A 15,844-nucleotide genomic window follows, 5' to 3' on the forward strand; every position below is an offset into this window, starting at 1 on the left:
AAGAAACATCCTGCGACTCTTATCTAAATACGCGACTGGTTTTATCCGTTGACTCAGAGATAATGCGTTGCAGATTTTTTCATAAAAAATCCTTCATCCCGCGTCATCTTCGAGGGCAACACAGCCTATGTGGTACAACGGTTTGCTCGACCTTTCCGTCTGGCAGTTAGTGGCAATCACTCTGGTGATGACTCACGTCACCATCATCAGCGTCACGATTTACCTGCATCGCTATTCGGCCCACCGCGCCCTGGAACTCAACGCGGGCCTCAAGCACTTTTTCCGTTTCTGGCTGTGGCTGACCACCGGCCAGAACACCCGCGAGTGGACCGCGATCCACCGCAAGCACCACGCCAAATGCGAAACCGTTGATGACCCGCACAGCCCGGTTATCAAAGGGCTGTCCACGGTACTGCGCAAAGGTGCAGAACTGTACCGCGCAGAAGCAGAAAATCCCGAGACACTGCGTATTTATGGCAAAAACTGCCCGGATGACTGGATCGAGCGCAAGCTGTACACGCCTTACCCATTGCTGGGCATAGCCTTCATGGCCGTGATCGACCTGCTGCTGTTCGGTGCCCTGGGCATGACCGTGTGGGCCGTGCAGATGATGTGGATTCCGTTCTGGGCCGCCGGGGTCATCAATGGCTTGGGGCATGCCGTCGGCTATCGCAACTTCGAATGCCGCGACGCGGCAACCAACCTGATCCCCTGGGGCATCGTGGTTGGCGGCGAAGAACTGCACAACAATCACCACACCTACCCCAATTCGGCCAAGCTCTCGGTCAAGGCCTGGGAGTTCGACATGGGCTGGGCCTGGATCAAGGTGCTCAGCGCGCTGCGTCTGGCCAAGGTCGCCCGCGTCGCACCGATTGCCCACCGGGTTGCCGGCAAGGGCCATCTGGACATGGACACCGCCATGGCGATCCTCAACAACCGTTTCCAGATCATGGCCCAGTACCGCAAGCTGGTCATCGCGCCGCTGGTGGGTCAGGAGCTGGCCAAGGCCGATGCCTCGGTACGCCACCAGTTCCACCGTGCCAAGCGCCTGCTGTCCCGTGAGACCAGCCTGCTGGATGACGGCCACCATCAGCGCATTCAGGGCATGCTCGAGCACAGCCAGGCCCTGAAGGTGATCTACGAAAAACGCCTTGCCCTGCAACAGATCTGGGTCAAGACCAGCAGCAACGGCCACGACATGCTCGCGGCAATCAAGGAATGGGTCCACGAAGCCGAGGCCAGTGGTATCCAGTCCCTGCGCGAGTTCGCCGACCAGCTCAAAACCTACTCGCTGCGCCCCGCTACCGCCTGATGCCGTTGATCGGCGCGCCCCGTTCGCGGGCGCGCCCGCTGGAACTTCACCCCCTGCAACCGATCAGAATATGACCCACACTCCAGTGGGTCTTGCTGTGGCTGTGCGCCGCACTTCCCAGGAGCGCAGAGCCGTGAACAATCTTATGACGCTTCCCACGACCCCATTGATCGACACCCCTGGCGCCGCCGAAACGCTGATTGCGCTGATGCACGCCCAGGCCGAAGTCGCCCGTTTGAGTGAACGCGAACAGCTGTTCAGCTCGCTGCTGGTCAGCGTCAACGCCGTGCTATGGGCGTTCGACTGGGAAACCCGCAAGATGGTCTACGTCAGCCCCGCCTATGAACGCATCTTCGGTCGCTCCGCCGGCCTGTTGTTGGCCGACTACAGCGAATGGCGTGACAGCATCTACCCCGACGACCTGAACTACGCCGAACGCAGCCTCAACGACGTCATCGAGAAAGGCGCTGTCGAAGACCGTGAGTACCGGATCATCCGTGCCGACGGCGAAGTGCGTTGGCTCAGCGACAAGTGCTTTGTCAGCCACCAGGCCGAGGCCGGGCACCGGCTGATCGTGGTCGGTATAGCGGAAGACATCACCGAGAAGAAACAGCTCGAAGACGAGCTGCAACGCTTGGCCACCACCGATGTGCTGACCCAAAGCAGCAACCGCCGCCACTTCTTCGAATGCGCCCAGCGCGAGTTCGAGCAGGCCCGTTTGAATGGCACGCCGCTGTCATTTCTGTTGCTGGATATCGATGATTTCAAGCTGATCAACGACACCTACGGCCACCAGGAAGGTGACGTGGTGCTGCAACGCCTGGCCGAAAGCGCCCGCTCGACGCTGCGTCGGGGTGATCTGTTTGGTCGGATTGGCGGTGAAGAATTCGCTGCAGTCTTCCCCGGCTGCGCTCCGGAAATGGCCATGCAGATTGCTGAACGGCTGCAGCGGGAAATCCAGCGCCTGAGCTTCCAGCATCAGGACGTCAGCTTCAGCATCACCGCCAGCCAGGGCCTGACCAACCTGGGCAGCGCCGACACCAATCTGGAAACCCTCTACGCCCGAGCCGATGCCGGGATGTACCAGGCCAAGCGCCAGGGCAAGAATCAGATTGTATTGGTTTGATCGAGTGACCGAAGGGTAATGTCGGAGCCAGCTTGCTGGCTCACAACATCTCATTCCAACTCAAATACTCACGGCCCAAACACAAAACTCGTGGGAGCGTGGCTTGCCCGCGAAGAGGCCGGTGCAACCGCCGCATCCTCCAAGGCTGAAAAACCGCATTCGCGGGCAAGCCTCGCTCCCACAACATCTCATTTCAATTCAAATAAACGCAGCACAATACAAATCCCGTGGGAGCGTGGCTTGCCCGCGAAGAGGCCGCTGCAGCCGCCGCATCCTCCACGGCTGAAAAACCGCATTCGCGGGCAAGCCTCGTTCCCACAACATCTCATTCCAATTCAAATAAACGCAGCACAATACAAATCCCGTGGGAGCGTGGCTTGCCCGCGAAGAGGTCGCTGCATCTGCCGCATCCTCTACAGCTGAAAAACCGCATTCGCGGGCAAGCCTCGTTCCCGCAACATCTCATTCCAATTCAAATAAACGCAGCACAATACAAATCCCGTGGGAGCGTGGCTTGCCCGCGAAGAGGCCGCTGCAGCCGCCGCATCCTCCACGGCTGAAAAACCGCATTCGCGGGCAAGCCTCGTTCCCACAACATCTCATTCCAATTCAAATAAACGCAGCACAATACAAATCCCGTGGGAGCGTGGCTTGCCCGCGAAGAGGCCGCTGCAATCGCCGCATCCTCTCCGGCTGGAAAAAAGCATTCGCGGGCAAGCCTCGCTCCCACACAATCTCATTCCAATTCAAATAATCTGAACCGGCCTGCTCAAGACTCCGCCGCCGAAGACGGCTTATCAATCAGCAAACTGTCCTCACCCGGCGGTGGCAGTTCGTCGTCCATCTGATCGAGGAGATCCAGTTCGGTATCCGCCACGCCCGCTTCAACCGGCACTGACGGCGCAGGCGGGGTGATCAGGCTCGGCCCGGCGCTGCCGGTGAGCTTCTTGCGCAGGCGTTCAAGGTCGGCAACACCCAGCTTCAACAGCTTGGCCGACTTGGACTTGAGCAGCGCCGCCACGGTTTCGTTTTCACCCAGGCAAGCCATTTGCCCGGCCAGGTTCATGGCCAGCACCTCACGGGTGAAGATCCCGGTGTTGTACTGATACACCGCCGCGACCAGCTCGCGCAGTTCCAGCGGCAGTCGCCAGCGGGTGCGCAAGGCCGAGCCGAAGGCTGCCGAGTACTGTTCCAGAGACTGGGCGATGACTTCCTCGGTCAGCACGCCGCCCACCAACAACCATTCCTGCAAGCAAGCCACCACCGCCAGGTCGCCGAGACTCTGCAACAAGCCCGCGCAATAGCAGCGATCCTGATCCAGCTCAAGCATGCGCGCCAGCACGCTGGCGTATTCCGCGGTGCGCTGGGACAGCCCCCAGAACTGATTGGCATGGAAGATCAGCGCATCGTCGCTCAAGGCCGCGACCCGCTTGTTCGCCAGCCCCGAAATAATGTGCGCGCTCTGTACCCCTCCAAGCATCGCCAGTGCCGGGCCCAGGGTCTGGATTGGTTTGCCGACATGCTGTGCAGCGGTATTGGCGGCCGCGATCAGCACAGCGGTGATATGCGGATCGCTGCGCAGCTCTTGCTCGAGCAAGTGGACATCAATGCCATTGGGCCGCTGACTGCGCTTGAGTGCCAACGGCACGTCGACGAACAACGGCGCGTTGTCGGCGGTTTCGCGGCGCTTGTCGAGGAACTTGGTCAGGGTCAGGCCGGGGGACAAGGGCGGAATTTCCCCCGGCGCATGGGTAGCACGACCACGCAGCAGGGTTTCCAGACGTTGACGCAGGCCCTCAAGGTTCAGCGGCTTGGTCAGGTAGGCCGTAGGTGCCAGCGGCAAGACCTCGCGCACGCTGGCGCTGTCATTGCGGCTGCTTAACAAAATAAAGGCGAGTGGCGGCGAGCGGCGCAACTGACGAACACCACGCAGCAAGCTCAAGCCATCGATGATCGGCAGCTCTCTAGCGGCGATGATCAGGTCCGGCAATTGTTTCTTCAGCCACTCCACGGCCTGACGGCCATCGGTGCAGACCTCGAGCTCGGCCTCGGCACAAACCCCCAGCACCAGATCGCTGAGTGTTTCGCGAATCCACGGATCAGCTTCTGCGATCAAAACTCGTGGTATGGCGGGCACGTCTACAACAGTCATCAGGAGTCTCCGACTTCACTGCATGCACCTTAGCCAATGCTCCGCTCTGGATACAGACATAAAAAGACAAATGCTCATCTCAAAACGAAAAAAACCCGCCATGGCGGGTTTTTTTCATGCAAATGGTCAATTTCTGACCATAGCGGCCTTACGCCAGCTCAGCGAAGCATTCTTCGATGATGGCCAGGCCTTTGTCCAGTTGTTCGTCAGGCGAAGTCAACGGCACCAGCACGCGCAGCACGTTACCGTAAGTGCCGCAGGACAGCAGGATCAGGCCTTTGTCACGCGCCTTGGCCACTACCTGAGCCACCGCAGCGGCGTTAGGCTTGTGGGTGTCGCCGCCTTCGAAGCATTCCAGGGCAATCATCGCGCCCAGGGCACGCACTTCGCCAATCACCGGGTACTTGGCCTGAATCGCTTTCAGACCGGTGACCAGACGCTCGCCGACAGCCTTGCAGCGGTCCAGCAGGTGCTCTTCTTCAAACACTTCCATCACGGCAAGAGCAGCCGCGCAAGCAATCGGGCTACCGGCGTAGGTGCCGCCCAGGCCACCTGGGGCGATGGCGTCCATGTACTCGGCCTTGCCGCAGACACCGGCCAGCGGGAAGCCGCCCGCGATGGATTTGGCGAAAGTGGTCAGGTCAGCAGTCACGCCCATCTGTTCCATGGCGAAGAAGGTGCCAGTACGGCCAGCGCCGGTCTGTACTTCGTCAGCGATCAGCAGGATGCCGTGCTGGTCGCACAGGGCACGCAGACGCGCCATGAAGGCCTTCGGTGCGACGTAGAAACCGCCCTCGCCCTGCACCGGCTCGATGATGATCGCGGCGATGTCCTTAGGCTCGGCATCGTTCTTGAAGATGCGCTCGATGCTGGCGATGGAGTCGTCAACGCTGACGCCATGCAGCTCGTTCGGGTACAGCGCGCGAAAGATGCCGCCTGGCATCAGGCCCATGCCAGCCGAGTAAGGCACGACTTTACCGGTCAGGCCCAGGGTCATCATGGTGCGGCCATGGTAAGCGCCGGTGAACGCGATAACGCCAGCACGGCCAGTGGCAGCGCGGGCGATCTTGACGGCGTTCTCGACCGCTTCGGAACCGGTGGTGACCAGCAAGGTTTTCTTGGCGAAATCACCCGGCACCTTGGCGTTGATTTTCTCGCACAGCTCAACGTACGGCTCGTAGGCCAGTACCTGGAAGCAGGTGTGGGTCAGCTTGGTTAGTTGCTCTTGCACCGCGGCAACGATTTTCGGGTGCAGGTGACCGGTGTTGAGGACCGCAATGCCCCCGGCGAAGTCGATGAACTCGCGGCCTTCGACGTCAGTGACCGTCGCGTTCTTTGCCGATTCGGCGAAGATCGGGTGAATCTGGCCAACACCGCGGGGTACAGCGGCTTCGCGACGTTTCATCAGGGATGCGTTGGTTTTGCTCATGTATTCCTCATTCGCCGCTCATCGGTCGGCGTAGCTCAAGGATCGAGTGACGGGGTCTGCCCGCGACAGCATGCGATGATCGACTGTCGGGACGTCCCGGCCACCAAAAAGGTTTTTGGGTGCTACTAAAAGCCGCCGAAACGTCGCTCTCGCGCCCCGGCGGCTGCAACACCTCTGCGGGTCAGACCGACAGGCAGAGGTATTTGATTTCCAGATAATCTTCGATGCCGTACTTGGAACCTTCGCGGCCCAGGCCCGAGGCCTTGATGCCACCGAACGGCGCCACTTCGTTGGAGATCAGGCCGGTGTTGATACCCACCATGCCGTACTCCAGCGCTTCGGCCACGCGGAACACGCGGCTCATGTTCTGAGCGTAGAAGTACGACGCCAGGCCGAACTCGGTGTCGTTGGCCATCGCAATCACTTCGGCCTCGTCCTTGAAGCGGAACAGCGGCGCCAGTGGGCCGAAAGTCTCTTCCTTGGCCACGGCTGCGTCTTTCGACACATTGACCAGAATAGTCGGCTCGAAGAAGTTGCCTTCCAGCGCGTTACCGCCACTCAGCACTTTCGCGCCTTTGCTCAGGGCGTCAGCGATGTGTTCCTTGACCTTGGCCACGGCTTTTTCGTCGATCAGCGGGCCAGTGGTGGTGCCTTCGGTCATGCCGTTGCCGACCTTGAGCTTGGCCACTGCGGCCTGCAGCTTCTCGGCGAACGCATCGTAGACCGCGTCCTGCACGTAGATACGGTTGGCGCAGACGCAGGTCTGGCCGTTGTTGCGGTACTTGGAGATGATCGCGCCTTCGACGGCCTTATCCAGGTCGGCGTCGTCGAACACGATGAACGGCGCGTTACCGCCCAGCTCCAGGGAGACCTTCTTGATGTCCTTGGCGCATTCGGCCATCAACTGGCGACCGATTTCGGTCGAGCCGGTGAAGGACAGCTTGCGCACGATCGGGTTGCTGGTCAGCTCGCTGCCAATATCGCCAGCGCTGCCGGTCACCACGCTGAACACGCCAGCCGGGATACCTGCGCGCTCGGCCAGTTCAGCCAGGGCTAGTGCCGAGTACGGGGTTTGCGAAGCAGGCTTGAGCACCATGGTGCAACCGGCGGCCAGAGCCGGGCCGGCTTTACGGGTGATCATCGCAGCCGGGAAGTTCCACGGCGTGATGGCGGCGGTCACACCGATGGGCTGCTTGAGCACGATCAGGCGCTTGTCCGGCTGATGGCCAGGAATCACGTCGCCATAGATGCGCTTGGCTTCTTCAGAGAACCACTCAATAAAGGAAGCCGCGTAAGCGATCTCGCCCTTGGCCTCGGCCAGCGGCTTGCCCTGCTCCAGGGTCATCAGGCGACCGAGGTCGTCCTGGTTTTCGATCATCAGCTCAAACCAGCGACGCAGCTTGCTGCCACGTTCCTTGGCGGTCAGTGCACGCCAGGCCGGCAGCGCCTTGTCAGCCGCTTCAATAGCGCGACGCGTCTCGGCCGCACCCATCTTCGGCACAGTGCCGAGAATCTCGTTGGTGGCCGGGTTATTGACCTTGATGGTCTGACCGCCGTCCGCGTCCAGCCACTTGCCATCGATATAGGCTTGTTGGCGGAACAACTGGGAATCTTTGAGCTGCATGTCGGCCTCCTGAACATCACCGCGCATGGGCGCAGCGTTTTATTGTGGGTTCGCAGGCGCCTCGGGCGAGGCTGCCACCAAGGAAAACATCCGCCAGGCCCGCATATAGATGTGCAAAGACCAGACAAGAGCGTTTGAAATCTCAAACGAATCCTAGGGACTGATGGGGTAAAGGACAATAGCCTGTTCGAAAAAAAGAACGGATTTTACCAGATCAGTAGTTTTTTCTGATCGGCGTGGGTGGGCAACGTTCAAAAAAACTGCCACTCAAGGTAAGCCCGGCAAAAGCCATCACGAAAGGCCACAACCCCGTTTACCGCCCAACGGTGCCATCAGCGGCCACTAGCCCAGCCTGAAGCCAGGATAAAAACCGCCATGGACGCCTCGGGCCGACATGGGTATCATGGCGCCCGCATTGCACCAGTAGCTCAGCTGGATAGAGTACTGCCCTCCGAAGGCAGGGGTCATGGGTTCGAATCCCGTCTGGTGCACCATCTACTTGTTTTGAGCTGTCCTGGACTGTCTTGAAGCGTCAAACGAAACCCGCCTTGTGCGGGTTTTGTTGTTTTAGGCTGGTGGGTTTCTGATGGGAATGGTCGAGTTGGCTGTGCCTGGGAGTGCTGCTTGGATGTTAGTAAGGCCCTGTGCAAAGGTTAAATTCGTCGGAGGACGATGACCGAGCCAGCGCACAACCTGTCATTCAGAATTGGCAGGGGTCGGCTGAGTACAGCAGGACACAGCTGATTGCTTTCGAATATTGTTGAATAGCAGGAATCGGCCGATTCTGTTAAGAAAATCGCCCCAGCCTGGCTGCCTATACATTGATCGGTTAAAAGCTATTTTTGCGCGTTGCCACGTCAAATCTAAGCCCTTAACCTCTTGCCGAAAGCAAAGATTTCAATTTCAGGCACGAGCTTTTCCGCCCTGATAACCCAAGCCGGCTTTTTCAACAGAATCAGCCAGTGGCGGACGTTCGATCAAATGCCTCTGACAAATTGCGCGCAGTTGGCCGCCTTGCTCAAATCGCCTATTAAACCCGGTTTCGCGATGTGCAAAAGGTCGTCACTGCGACGAGTACCAGCAGGATCATCGACAAACAACCGGCTAGGAAGACTTGTCAACACTGTTTACAGCCTTCAAACGGACGGAATGGGCACAAACTCGGGCTCGGGACATCCACCCACTTCATCAATGAAGGCAAAAAGACATCTTTTTTGCCCTTTACTAAAATCTAGGCATTGTCGTCGCCCCTGCAAAGCGGCAGTATCCGGATATCCGTAGACGCGGCTTCGCAGAATATCTAATCCCGTGTCTTTCGTTACGATCACCGAAACTGAACATGGATGTAGGGCGCTGATGATAAACATTAGGTCCACCGACGATGAGATCACACGATTTCTGCTGGAAATCAAACACGATGCTTTTTCGAACGTTGAGGTCGCAGCACAACTAGCAAAAACTCTATCCAGTTCGGGATTAACGTTCTGCTCCCGCTCCCAACAGGCCGCTGACGTCGCCTCAACCGGCGGCCCATCATCCCTCAGTACCCTTCTATGCCCCCTGTACTTACGAGCAGCAGGTCTTCTAGTGCCGAAATTAGCGGTGCCAGGGCGCCCAGCGGGAGGTGTCGACTGCTTAGCACAAATCAGTGGTTATAAAACTGAACTCACGACCGAAGAACTGCACGATGTAATGGACAAAAATGGCTATGCTCACTTTTTGGATGCCGGAAGGTATGCTCCACTTGATGCTAGGTTATTTTCGCTAAGAAAACTCCATGGAGCGCTACAAGTTCCGACATTGGTCGCCGCAAGCCTGATTTCAAAAAAAATTGCAGTTGGAGTTTCACGAGCAGGCTTAGACGTCAGGGTTGCACCTCACGGAAATTTTGGGTCGTCATGGACTACGGCGAAAGAGAATGCCCATCTTTATATTAACGCTGCTAAGCTATGTAACATTAAAGCTTTTCCTGTATTGACTGATGCAAGATTCCCCTACCAACCTTATATAGGACGAAGCGAAGCATTGTTGGCGTTATCAGAAGTATTTCAAGGTTCAGATTCGACTTGGCTATCCGAACATATTGAACAATGTAAATTGTTAGCTATGTCTACAGCGCCGTCCTACCTACACGAAAAAATAGCGAATACCGAATGCTCTGAACTCGAAGAATGCTTCTTCGATAATATCAAAGCCCAAGGTGGATCGATTAAATCATTCAAAACAAAAATAGCAGAGACGCGGTCCTTACATATCCAAGAGATTACGGCTGAAGAGGATGGTTTTTTCACCATATCATTAGAGCGAATTAGGAAAGCTCTAACTGCCTCCCAAGCACTCGTAGAGAATAAAGAAAATCCATTTCCAGATCCTGCTGGTATTATTTTGATAAAAAGACCCGGCGAGTGGGTTAAAAAAGGACAACCGTTGGCAACAATGCGCGTTGCTGACCAACAACATACGCAAGCCATAATCCAAGAGCTGCGATTAGGGATTTGCCAAACATCATCGATGCCTTTTGGCATCAGCGGTGAGGGAGTAGCGCTGGATGAGTAAATACTGTTGTTTCTTTTGCCCTGAGAAAGATTACTCAGAAAAAAAGTTAGAAGACCTATGCAAGCATTGTAACCGCTCATATGGTTTTCCTCTGAGTTCTCGTCCATCGCAGATCCGTGATTACGTGGTAACTCGCGACCTTGGAAGAGGGTTCTACGGCGCAGCATTTGTCGCAGAGAGGGGGCCATTCAAACGTAAATTTGTACTAAAAATCGCGCCGGTAGATTTTTATACTTTCTTCAACAAAACATCTTTTGAGGAGGAGACGCAGCTTCATGCACGTCTCTCTCAAGCTGCCGAACACGTAGTCGGGATTGATGATCGATTTGATGACGAAATAGTTTTTGCCGACGGTACTAAACTACTATGTCACGTAACAGTATTAGATTTTGTGAATGGGGACCTGCTTCGAGATTACTTGGATGGAGCCAAAATACCGACTGCTGCAACAATATGTCAGATTGCGATAGACCTTCTAAGAATCAGGGCAGAATTCGAGACTAACGAGCTAAACCATAACGATCTTCACGCAGAAAATTTAATTGTTGAAGAGCTAGCTCCTACAGCACGTAGGCAAAATGCAATAGACGACTCGATCAGAGTGAAAGCGATAGACCTTGGAAGTATATCCGACGCGAGCAAAAGTGGTAATGGTCGTCAGGGTGACTTGCTCTTTATTGCAGAGCATGTCGACGGGCTATTAGATAAACTACTGATTAACCCTGCGGAACTAGAAGATCGTGATTATCGTACTGCGTTAGCGCTTCAAGGAATTATCCACAGCATACTGTCCGATGCTCAAAATTTACGCCAACCTAATCCGAATGATCTTATAAGCCAGATAGAAGACGCTTTTTCTCGCGCAGCCCAGCCATGGAAGCCATGGAGCGCACCTTTCAAACTGAAAGGATTCGGAGATCACTATAATGCGCAAACTCTCGTATCGTGGGATGTACCGCAATTGTTGGTAGATCCAGAAGGGCGATGGTTATCAGAGGTAACCAAGCCGGGGCCTCAGATAATAACAGGAATGCGTGGTTGCGGTAAAACAATGCTCCTCAGGGCACTAGATATTCATGCTCGCGCATCTGTTGGGAAGAGTGAAGACACAGTTAAAGCCATAGACAGAATCAAGGAGGACGGATTTGTTGGGCTATTTGTATCTGCTCAGCGTCTATTGGATCTAAGACAGTCTACAGCCAAACTAGAGCATCGACTGACAAGACTTTTTGTATACTACTCACTCCAAGCGGCAAGGGCATTAATGCACTTGCGTGACTTAGATGCACAAATCGTCCTGCCCAATGCTCATAGCAAGCTATCATCCGCAGTGTCCGATTTTCTAGAGGGCGCTGAATCACTGAAAGAGGCATCTTCAGTTGATGACTTAGAACAACGGCTTGAACGCATTGCGGTAATGACATCAAGGGGAAGCACCGAGTTTCTGGTTAAACAGTCGCCAGCAGATGTTTTCCAACACTTGGCAGAGCAATTCAAGAGCTGCACTACAGTAACAGCCAACTCTTCTGTGTTTTTCTTACTAGACGACGTATCAACACGTTATCTTGAGCTAGAACGCATTGACGAGATATTGTCTGCACTATTGTTTCAAAGTCCAGCGTGCGCTTTTAAATTTACTTCAGAATGGCAAACGATTGAGCTAGGCCTTCGCTCTCCAGGTCGAATTCACCCTATCAGAGTAGATCGAGACTTAGCTGTATTTGATCTTGGTGCAGACGTTTACGACACAATCAACTCTAGCGGCAAAGGCCGCGGAGAAGATTTTGTCGAGAAAATTTTGCAGCAGCGGGCAAACTTCCATATATCACATCCAAAATATAGTCCTAGGGACTTATTAGGTGACGTCCCACTCGAACAGGTCGCGAAAGAGATTGCGTCGTCAAGCTCCACTTCAAAAGAGAAAAAACAAGCATATCGAGGCCTTTCTTGTTTAACTAGCGTATGTGTTGGAGATATAGGGGACGTCATTAAACTCTATGAAGAAATTATCAAACGAGCATCAACTAATAGAACACGAATGACCCTCCCTATATCGGAGGCCTTACAAGCAGATTGCTTCCAAGCCATAAGCTCGCGGCGTCTGTACGACCTCAATAGACGTGGCGGTTACTATAAAAATCATGCTTTGGCATTTGCGCAAGCAGCGCATGATCTATTGACTCGATCTTACAGAGAAGCAGTTAAGAACAACCAGGCGCCGCCGAGGTTGCGTCAATACTCATCGCTATATGTACGAGTTACCACGGATAATCAAGAAAGCCTGAGACAGCAAATAGATCAACTTAGGGAACTGATAGACGCTGGCGTATTCGTGTATGCTGGCGGCGCCCCTCGTTCGAAAACGAAAGATTCAAACCCGATGCAGCAATTTAAGCTTAGCTATAGAAAAATCTATGGCTTGGCTGCTTTTATTGGGCTTGCTGATAGAGACCGTTTTGAGCTGTCTGGAGAAGATCTTGGGGATTGGCTCGAAAATCCTGACAAAGACATTCTATTGCGTAATCAAATTAAGAATGAAGTAGAAAGTGGGCTAGACAGAGCAACTACATTGCCTCTTTCTATCCAACCTGCTGTAGAGTCAATCTCAACAGAGCCGAATTATCAAGCGAGTCTTTTTCAGGAGGGAGTCGAACTCGGTCAGAGTGAACTATTTACGCCGCCAGCAGGCGGTTCTGCGGCCAAACCAATAAATGTGAATGTAGCAGAGATCGATGTATCTGTAATTTCGGGGATGAATATAGGCGGGACTTTGGTAGGACTGGGCTTCGAAGCCCGTACCCTCGCATCAAATGAGTTATTAGCGGCAAATGTTAAAAGCGGACTAGTATACACGATTCGATACGACCATATAGGCCACGCGGTCGCGATAAAAAACGCTTGGCAGACTGCCGGATTAGAGGTTTCCGAAGTTGAATACCGAACAGCTATGCTAGCTCTACCACGGTTCCCTGGACTAGCACTGATCGACATTTCTGGGCTATCAAAGCCATTAATCTTTTCCGCGATAAGGCGAGAACTTCAGGAAAAGGGAAGAGTATTAGTTTGCCATATGTCCGCTCAGCAGCATTATCCGCTACAGACCGACCTAGAAAGTATTTTCACTGCGGAGAAAGCTAAAGATCCAATTGCATTACTGGAAAGCCTCGGCCAGGTACTAAAAGGTGAAGAAGGCCCGTATAAAGATATGAAACTATTAGACGAGGATGTTGACTTATCCAGAAGTAGAGCTCTTTTAGCATTTGCTTCCGCCAAACATGAACGCCTCTCCTCCCTTCTCGATCAGCGTGAATTTGATTACGTCGAGGTTATAGCTCCAATGGGGGAGGAACCTCGAGCAAGAGTTGCCAACTATGCGGCTGAGTTCGTGTGCCAGAACTTCCAGAACTCTAAAGTAACAAGAGTTCCAGGCTACGATCTTAAAGCGATGATGGAGTATCTAGATTCCCGCTATCTTGATATATACGGCACAGCTGGGGCAAACATAGAAATAGGCCTAACAGGATCGAAAATTCAAGCTGTTGCAGCAGCTATCCTTAGCGCTCGCCGAAAAGTTGCACAGGCGTGGTATTTGAGTCCCACAAAATTCGATGAAGCGCGTTTTTCTGATGGAGTGGGAGAAGCTCGTGTATACGACATTACGGTGTATTGACTAAGCATTAAAAAATCCTCTTAAATTGGGCGACTGTATTCCTACTCAATTTAGGGGGATTGGTGAGAAGATTAGAAAAAGTCTCGCCAATGAATACGAGAAATGCTGATAATCAAAGCTATCAGCAATTAAAAACATACAGATTCGAGAGCAAGCCTCCAATGACGGAAGAATCCATAAAAAAAATTGTCACCGAACTTAAAAAATTTTCTCCTGGAGTCCCTCTACTCAACTATATAACACATGCAAGATTCCCAAACTTCAAAGGACTAGAGCGCAACGCTAGAATCGATTTCTCTTTCCCTTTTACAGCACTAGTGGGTGCTAACGGCATTGGCAAAAGTTCAATATTACATGCTCTGCACGGTATGCCAGAGGGGGAAAGCACTGCAAAGTTTTGGTTCGCAACTGCACTCGACCCTATTAAGGCTATTGTTAAAGATCCCCCTAGATATGTATATGGGCATTGGAATACGTCCTTCAATGGATCGGTAGAAACACGTAAAGCAAGGGTATATAGCCGACAACGTGACTATGAGTATTGGGAGCCTACCAAAGCAACCAAGGGTGACAGTATGCAGGCAATTCCTAAAGAGCCATATGCTCGAAAAGACAAAGACCGATGGAACGCTGTTGAGCGCACCGTGATTTACAAAAATATGAAGGTTGTTATTGGCGCCTTCGATAGAACGTTTAACTTTGGTAAAGATAGTGAACAGCTTGCAGCTAAGCACGCGGAGATGCGAACCGGAGCAAAAAGGCTGAAAAGCGTTGTGGATCGTCAAGCTTCAAGCTGGTTGCTCGGTGGTGGGCCGGAGCGTGTGTTTGAAAATCGCCAACTTTCACAAGAAGAGCTGAAACATGTTTCACAGATTCTCGGCCGCACATACATTTCTGCTCAATACATCAAGCATTCGCTGTATCCAGAGCAGAAAGGCGGGGATGTGAGCGTCATATTTGATCGAGGGTTCAAATACTCCGAGGCATTTGCAGGCAGCGGAGAAGTGGCGATAGTAAGTTTGGTGGTAAGCATAAATAAGGCACCGAATTATGCTTTGGTTTTGCTCGATGAGCCTGAGACCTCTCTCCATCCTGGGGCTCAACGTGAATTGTTACTCTTTCTTTTAACACAGATAAAGAAAAAGCACCTACAGGTAGTAATTTCGACACACTCAATAGAGTTCCTTCAAGGATTGTCTAATACTGCTATTAAGGTTTTCGAGGACAATGGAGAGGGTAAGTCTCGCATATTAAATGAGTGCTCCCCTTTTGTGGCGCTCAATCGCTTAGGAAAGCCCGCGCCGAATAAAAAGCGCATATATGTAGAAGACCTCTTAGCTAAGGCGACAGTAGAGCGTGCCGTAGAGGGATTCGATGCTGGAGAACGAGGTGCTCTCGAAATTGTTGTGGCACCCGGAGGTGCTCCAGGAATTCTCGCAAATCAGATTCCTACGCATATGACAGCAGAAACTGACTGTTACGTTTTACTCGATGGTGATCAGCAAAAAGTTGCGACTTTTACGGATCCCGACGCCCTCTCACCGAATGACTATGCGCAACTAGAGGAAATAGTAAAAGAGGAAGTGGGTTCCAAACCGAATTTTGCGTTCAATGGAGGGAACGATGTGGCAGGAAAGGCAGCTGATAAAATACAAAAATATCTAGATTATCTGCGCTGGATCCGTGAGCGTTTGGCGTTCTTGCCCCAAAAATGCCCTGACGCGATAATACTGAATGATGATGAACGACTAGGGCTCAGCACCTCAGTCGAGTTCAAACGGGTACTTCGCAAGAAAATTGGCGTTAATCAGACACCTGAGGGTTCAATTGGCGTTGCAAGGTATCTATTAGGGCAGCTGTCGGATGATAATGCTGACCTGACGGCGATACGAACCACCTTGAGACGTTGGCTAGACACCGCTGCATAGGCCTCTCAGCCGTCCTTACCATGACTTTGATCCACGTAATATTGTGA

At 53.3% G+C, this 15,844-nt stretch carries 8 protein-coding genes and 1 tRNA gene; 6 read left to right on the forward strand and 3 right to left on the reverse strand.

What is annotated here, in order from left to right; genetic code table 11:
• Positions 1-127 precede the first annotated feature (127 nt).
• Together desA and AC1Z24_RS30365 are read left to right on the forward strand one after the other, a co-directional pair.
• Positions 128-1,312, forward strand: coding sequence for a delta-9 fatty acid desaturase DesA (gene desA / locus AC1Z24_RS30360; protein WP_259111440.1), 1,185 nt, complete (start codon positions 128-130; stop codon positions 1,310-1,312).
• A gap of 145 nt (positions 1,313-1,457) precedes the next feature.
• Positions 1,458-2,438: a GGDEF domain-containing protein gene (locus tag AC1Z24_RS30365; RefSeq protein ID WP_483746749.1), complete on the forward strand. Its 981-nt coding sequence runs from the start codon at positions 1,458-1,460 to the stop codon at positions 2,436-2,438.
• 769 nt (positions 2,439-3,207) lie between these two features.
• Here the strand turns inward: AC1Z24_RS30365 and AC1Z24_RS30370 are convergent.
• The 3 genes from AC1Z24_RS30370 to gabD all read right to left on the reverse strand — a co-directional run bounded on the left by AC1Z24_RS30370 (position 3,208) and on the right by gabD (position 7,643).
• Entirely contained in the window at positions 3,208-4,590 is a 1,383-nt protein-coding gene (locus tag AC1Z24_RS30370; RefSeq protein ID WP_483743914.1) for an HDOD domain-containing protein, read from the reverse strand.
• A gap of 148 nt (positions 4,591-4,738) precedes the next feature.
• Complete coding sequence (gene gabT / locus AC1Z24_RS30375) at positions 4,739-6,019, reverse strand: 4-aminobutyrate--2-oxoglutarate transaminase (RefSeq protein ID WP_483743915.1); 1,281 nt, start codon at positions 6,017-6,019, stop codon at positions 4,739-4,741.
• 181 nt (positions 6,020-6,200) lie between these two features.
• Positions 6,201-7,643, reverse strand: coding sequence for an NADP-dependent succinate-semialdehyde dehydrogenase (gabD, locus tag AC1Z24_RS30380; RefSeq protein WP_483743916.1), 1,443 nt, complete (start codon positions 7,641-7,643; stop codon positions 6,201-6,203).
• Positions 7,644-8,060: 417 nt separating this feature from the next.
• On the opposite strand from gabD, the gene AC1Z24_RS30385 reads away from it, so the two are divergent.
• The 4 genes from AC1Z24_RS30385 (at position 8,061) to AC1Z24_RS30400 (ending at position 15,797) form a co-directional block, all read left to right on the forward strand.
• Positions 8,061-8,137, forward strand: a tRNA-Arg gene (locus tag AC1Z24_RS30385).
• A 1,093-nt stretch (positions 8,138-9,230) separates the two neighbouring features.
• Positions 9,231-10,199 (forward strand): hypothetical protein, encoded by a 969-nt coding sequence (locus AC1Z24_RS30390; RefSeq protein WP_483743917.1) that lies wholly within the window; start codon positions 9,231-9,233, stop codon positions 10,197-10,199.
• Complete coding sequence (locus tag AC1Z24_RS30395) at positions 10,192-13,869, forward strand: ORC-CDC6 family AAA ATPase (RefSeq protein ID WP_483743918.1); 3,678 nt, start codon at positions 10,192-10,194, stop codon at positions 13,867-13,869. The genes AC1Z24_RS30390 and AC1Z24_RS30395 overlap by 8 nt, the downstream gene beginning before the upstream one ends.
• A gap of 62 nt (positions 13,870-13,931) precedes the next feature.
• Positions 13,932-15,797, forward strand: a complete 1,866-nt coding sequence (locus AC1Z24_RS30400) for an ATP-dependent nuclease (protein ID WP_483743919.1) — start codon at positions 13,932-13,934, stop codon at positions 15,795-15,797.
• The last annotated feature ends 47 nt before the right edge of the window (positions 15,798-15,844 follow it).

The organism is Pseudomonas sp. JL23 (genome assembly GCF_056933585.1).

What these genes read in the sequence shown, in the direction of transcription:
- desA (WP_259111440.1), top strand. Translation starts at nt 128, where the DNA reads ATGTGGTACAACGGTTTGCTCGACCTTTCCGTCTGGCAGTTAGTGGCA.
- AC1Z24_RS30365 (WP_483746749.1), top strand. Translation starts at nt 1,458, where the DNA reads ATGACGCTTCCCACGACCCCATTGATCGACACCCCTGGCGCCGCCGAA.
- AC1Z24_RS30370 (WP_483743914.1), bottom strand. Translation starts at nt 4,590, where the DNA reads ATGACTGTTGTAGACGTGCCCGCCATACCACGAGTTTTGATCGCAGAA.
- gabT (WP_483743915.1), bottom strand. Translation starts at nt 6,019, where the DNA reads ATGAGCAAAACCAACGCATCCCTGATGAAACGTCGCGAAGCCGCTGTA.
- gabD (WP_483743916.1), bottom strand. Translation starts at nt 7,643, where the DNA reads ATGCAGCTCAAAGATTCCCAGTTGTTCCGCCAACAAGCCTATATCGAT.
- AC1Z24_RS30395 (WP_483743918.1), top strand. Translation starts at nt 10,192, where the DNA reads ATGAGTAAATACTGTTGTTTCTTTTGCCCTGAGAAAGATTACTCAGAA.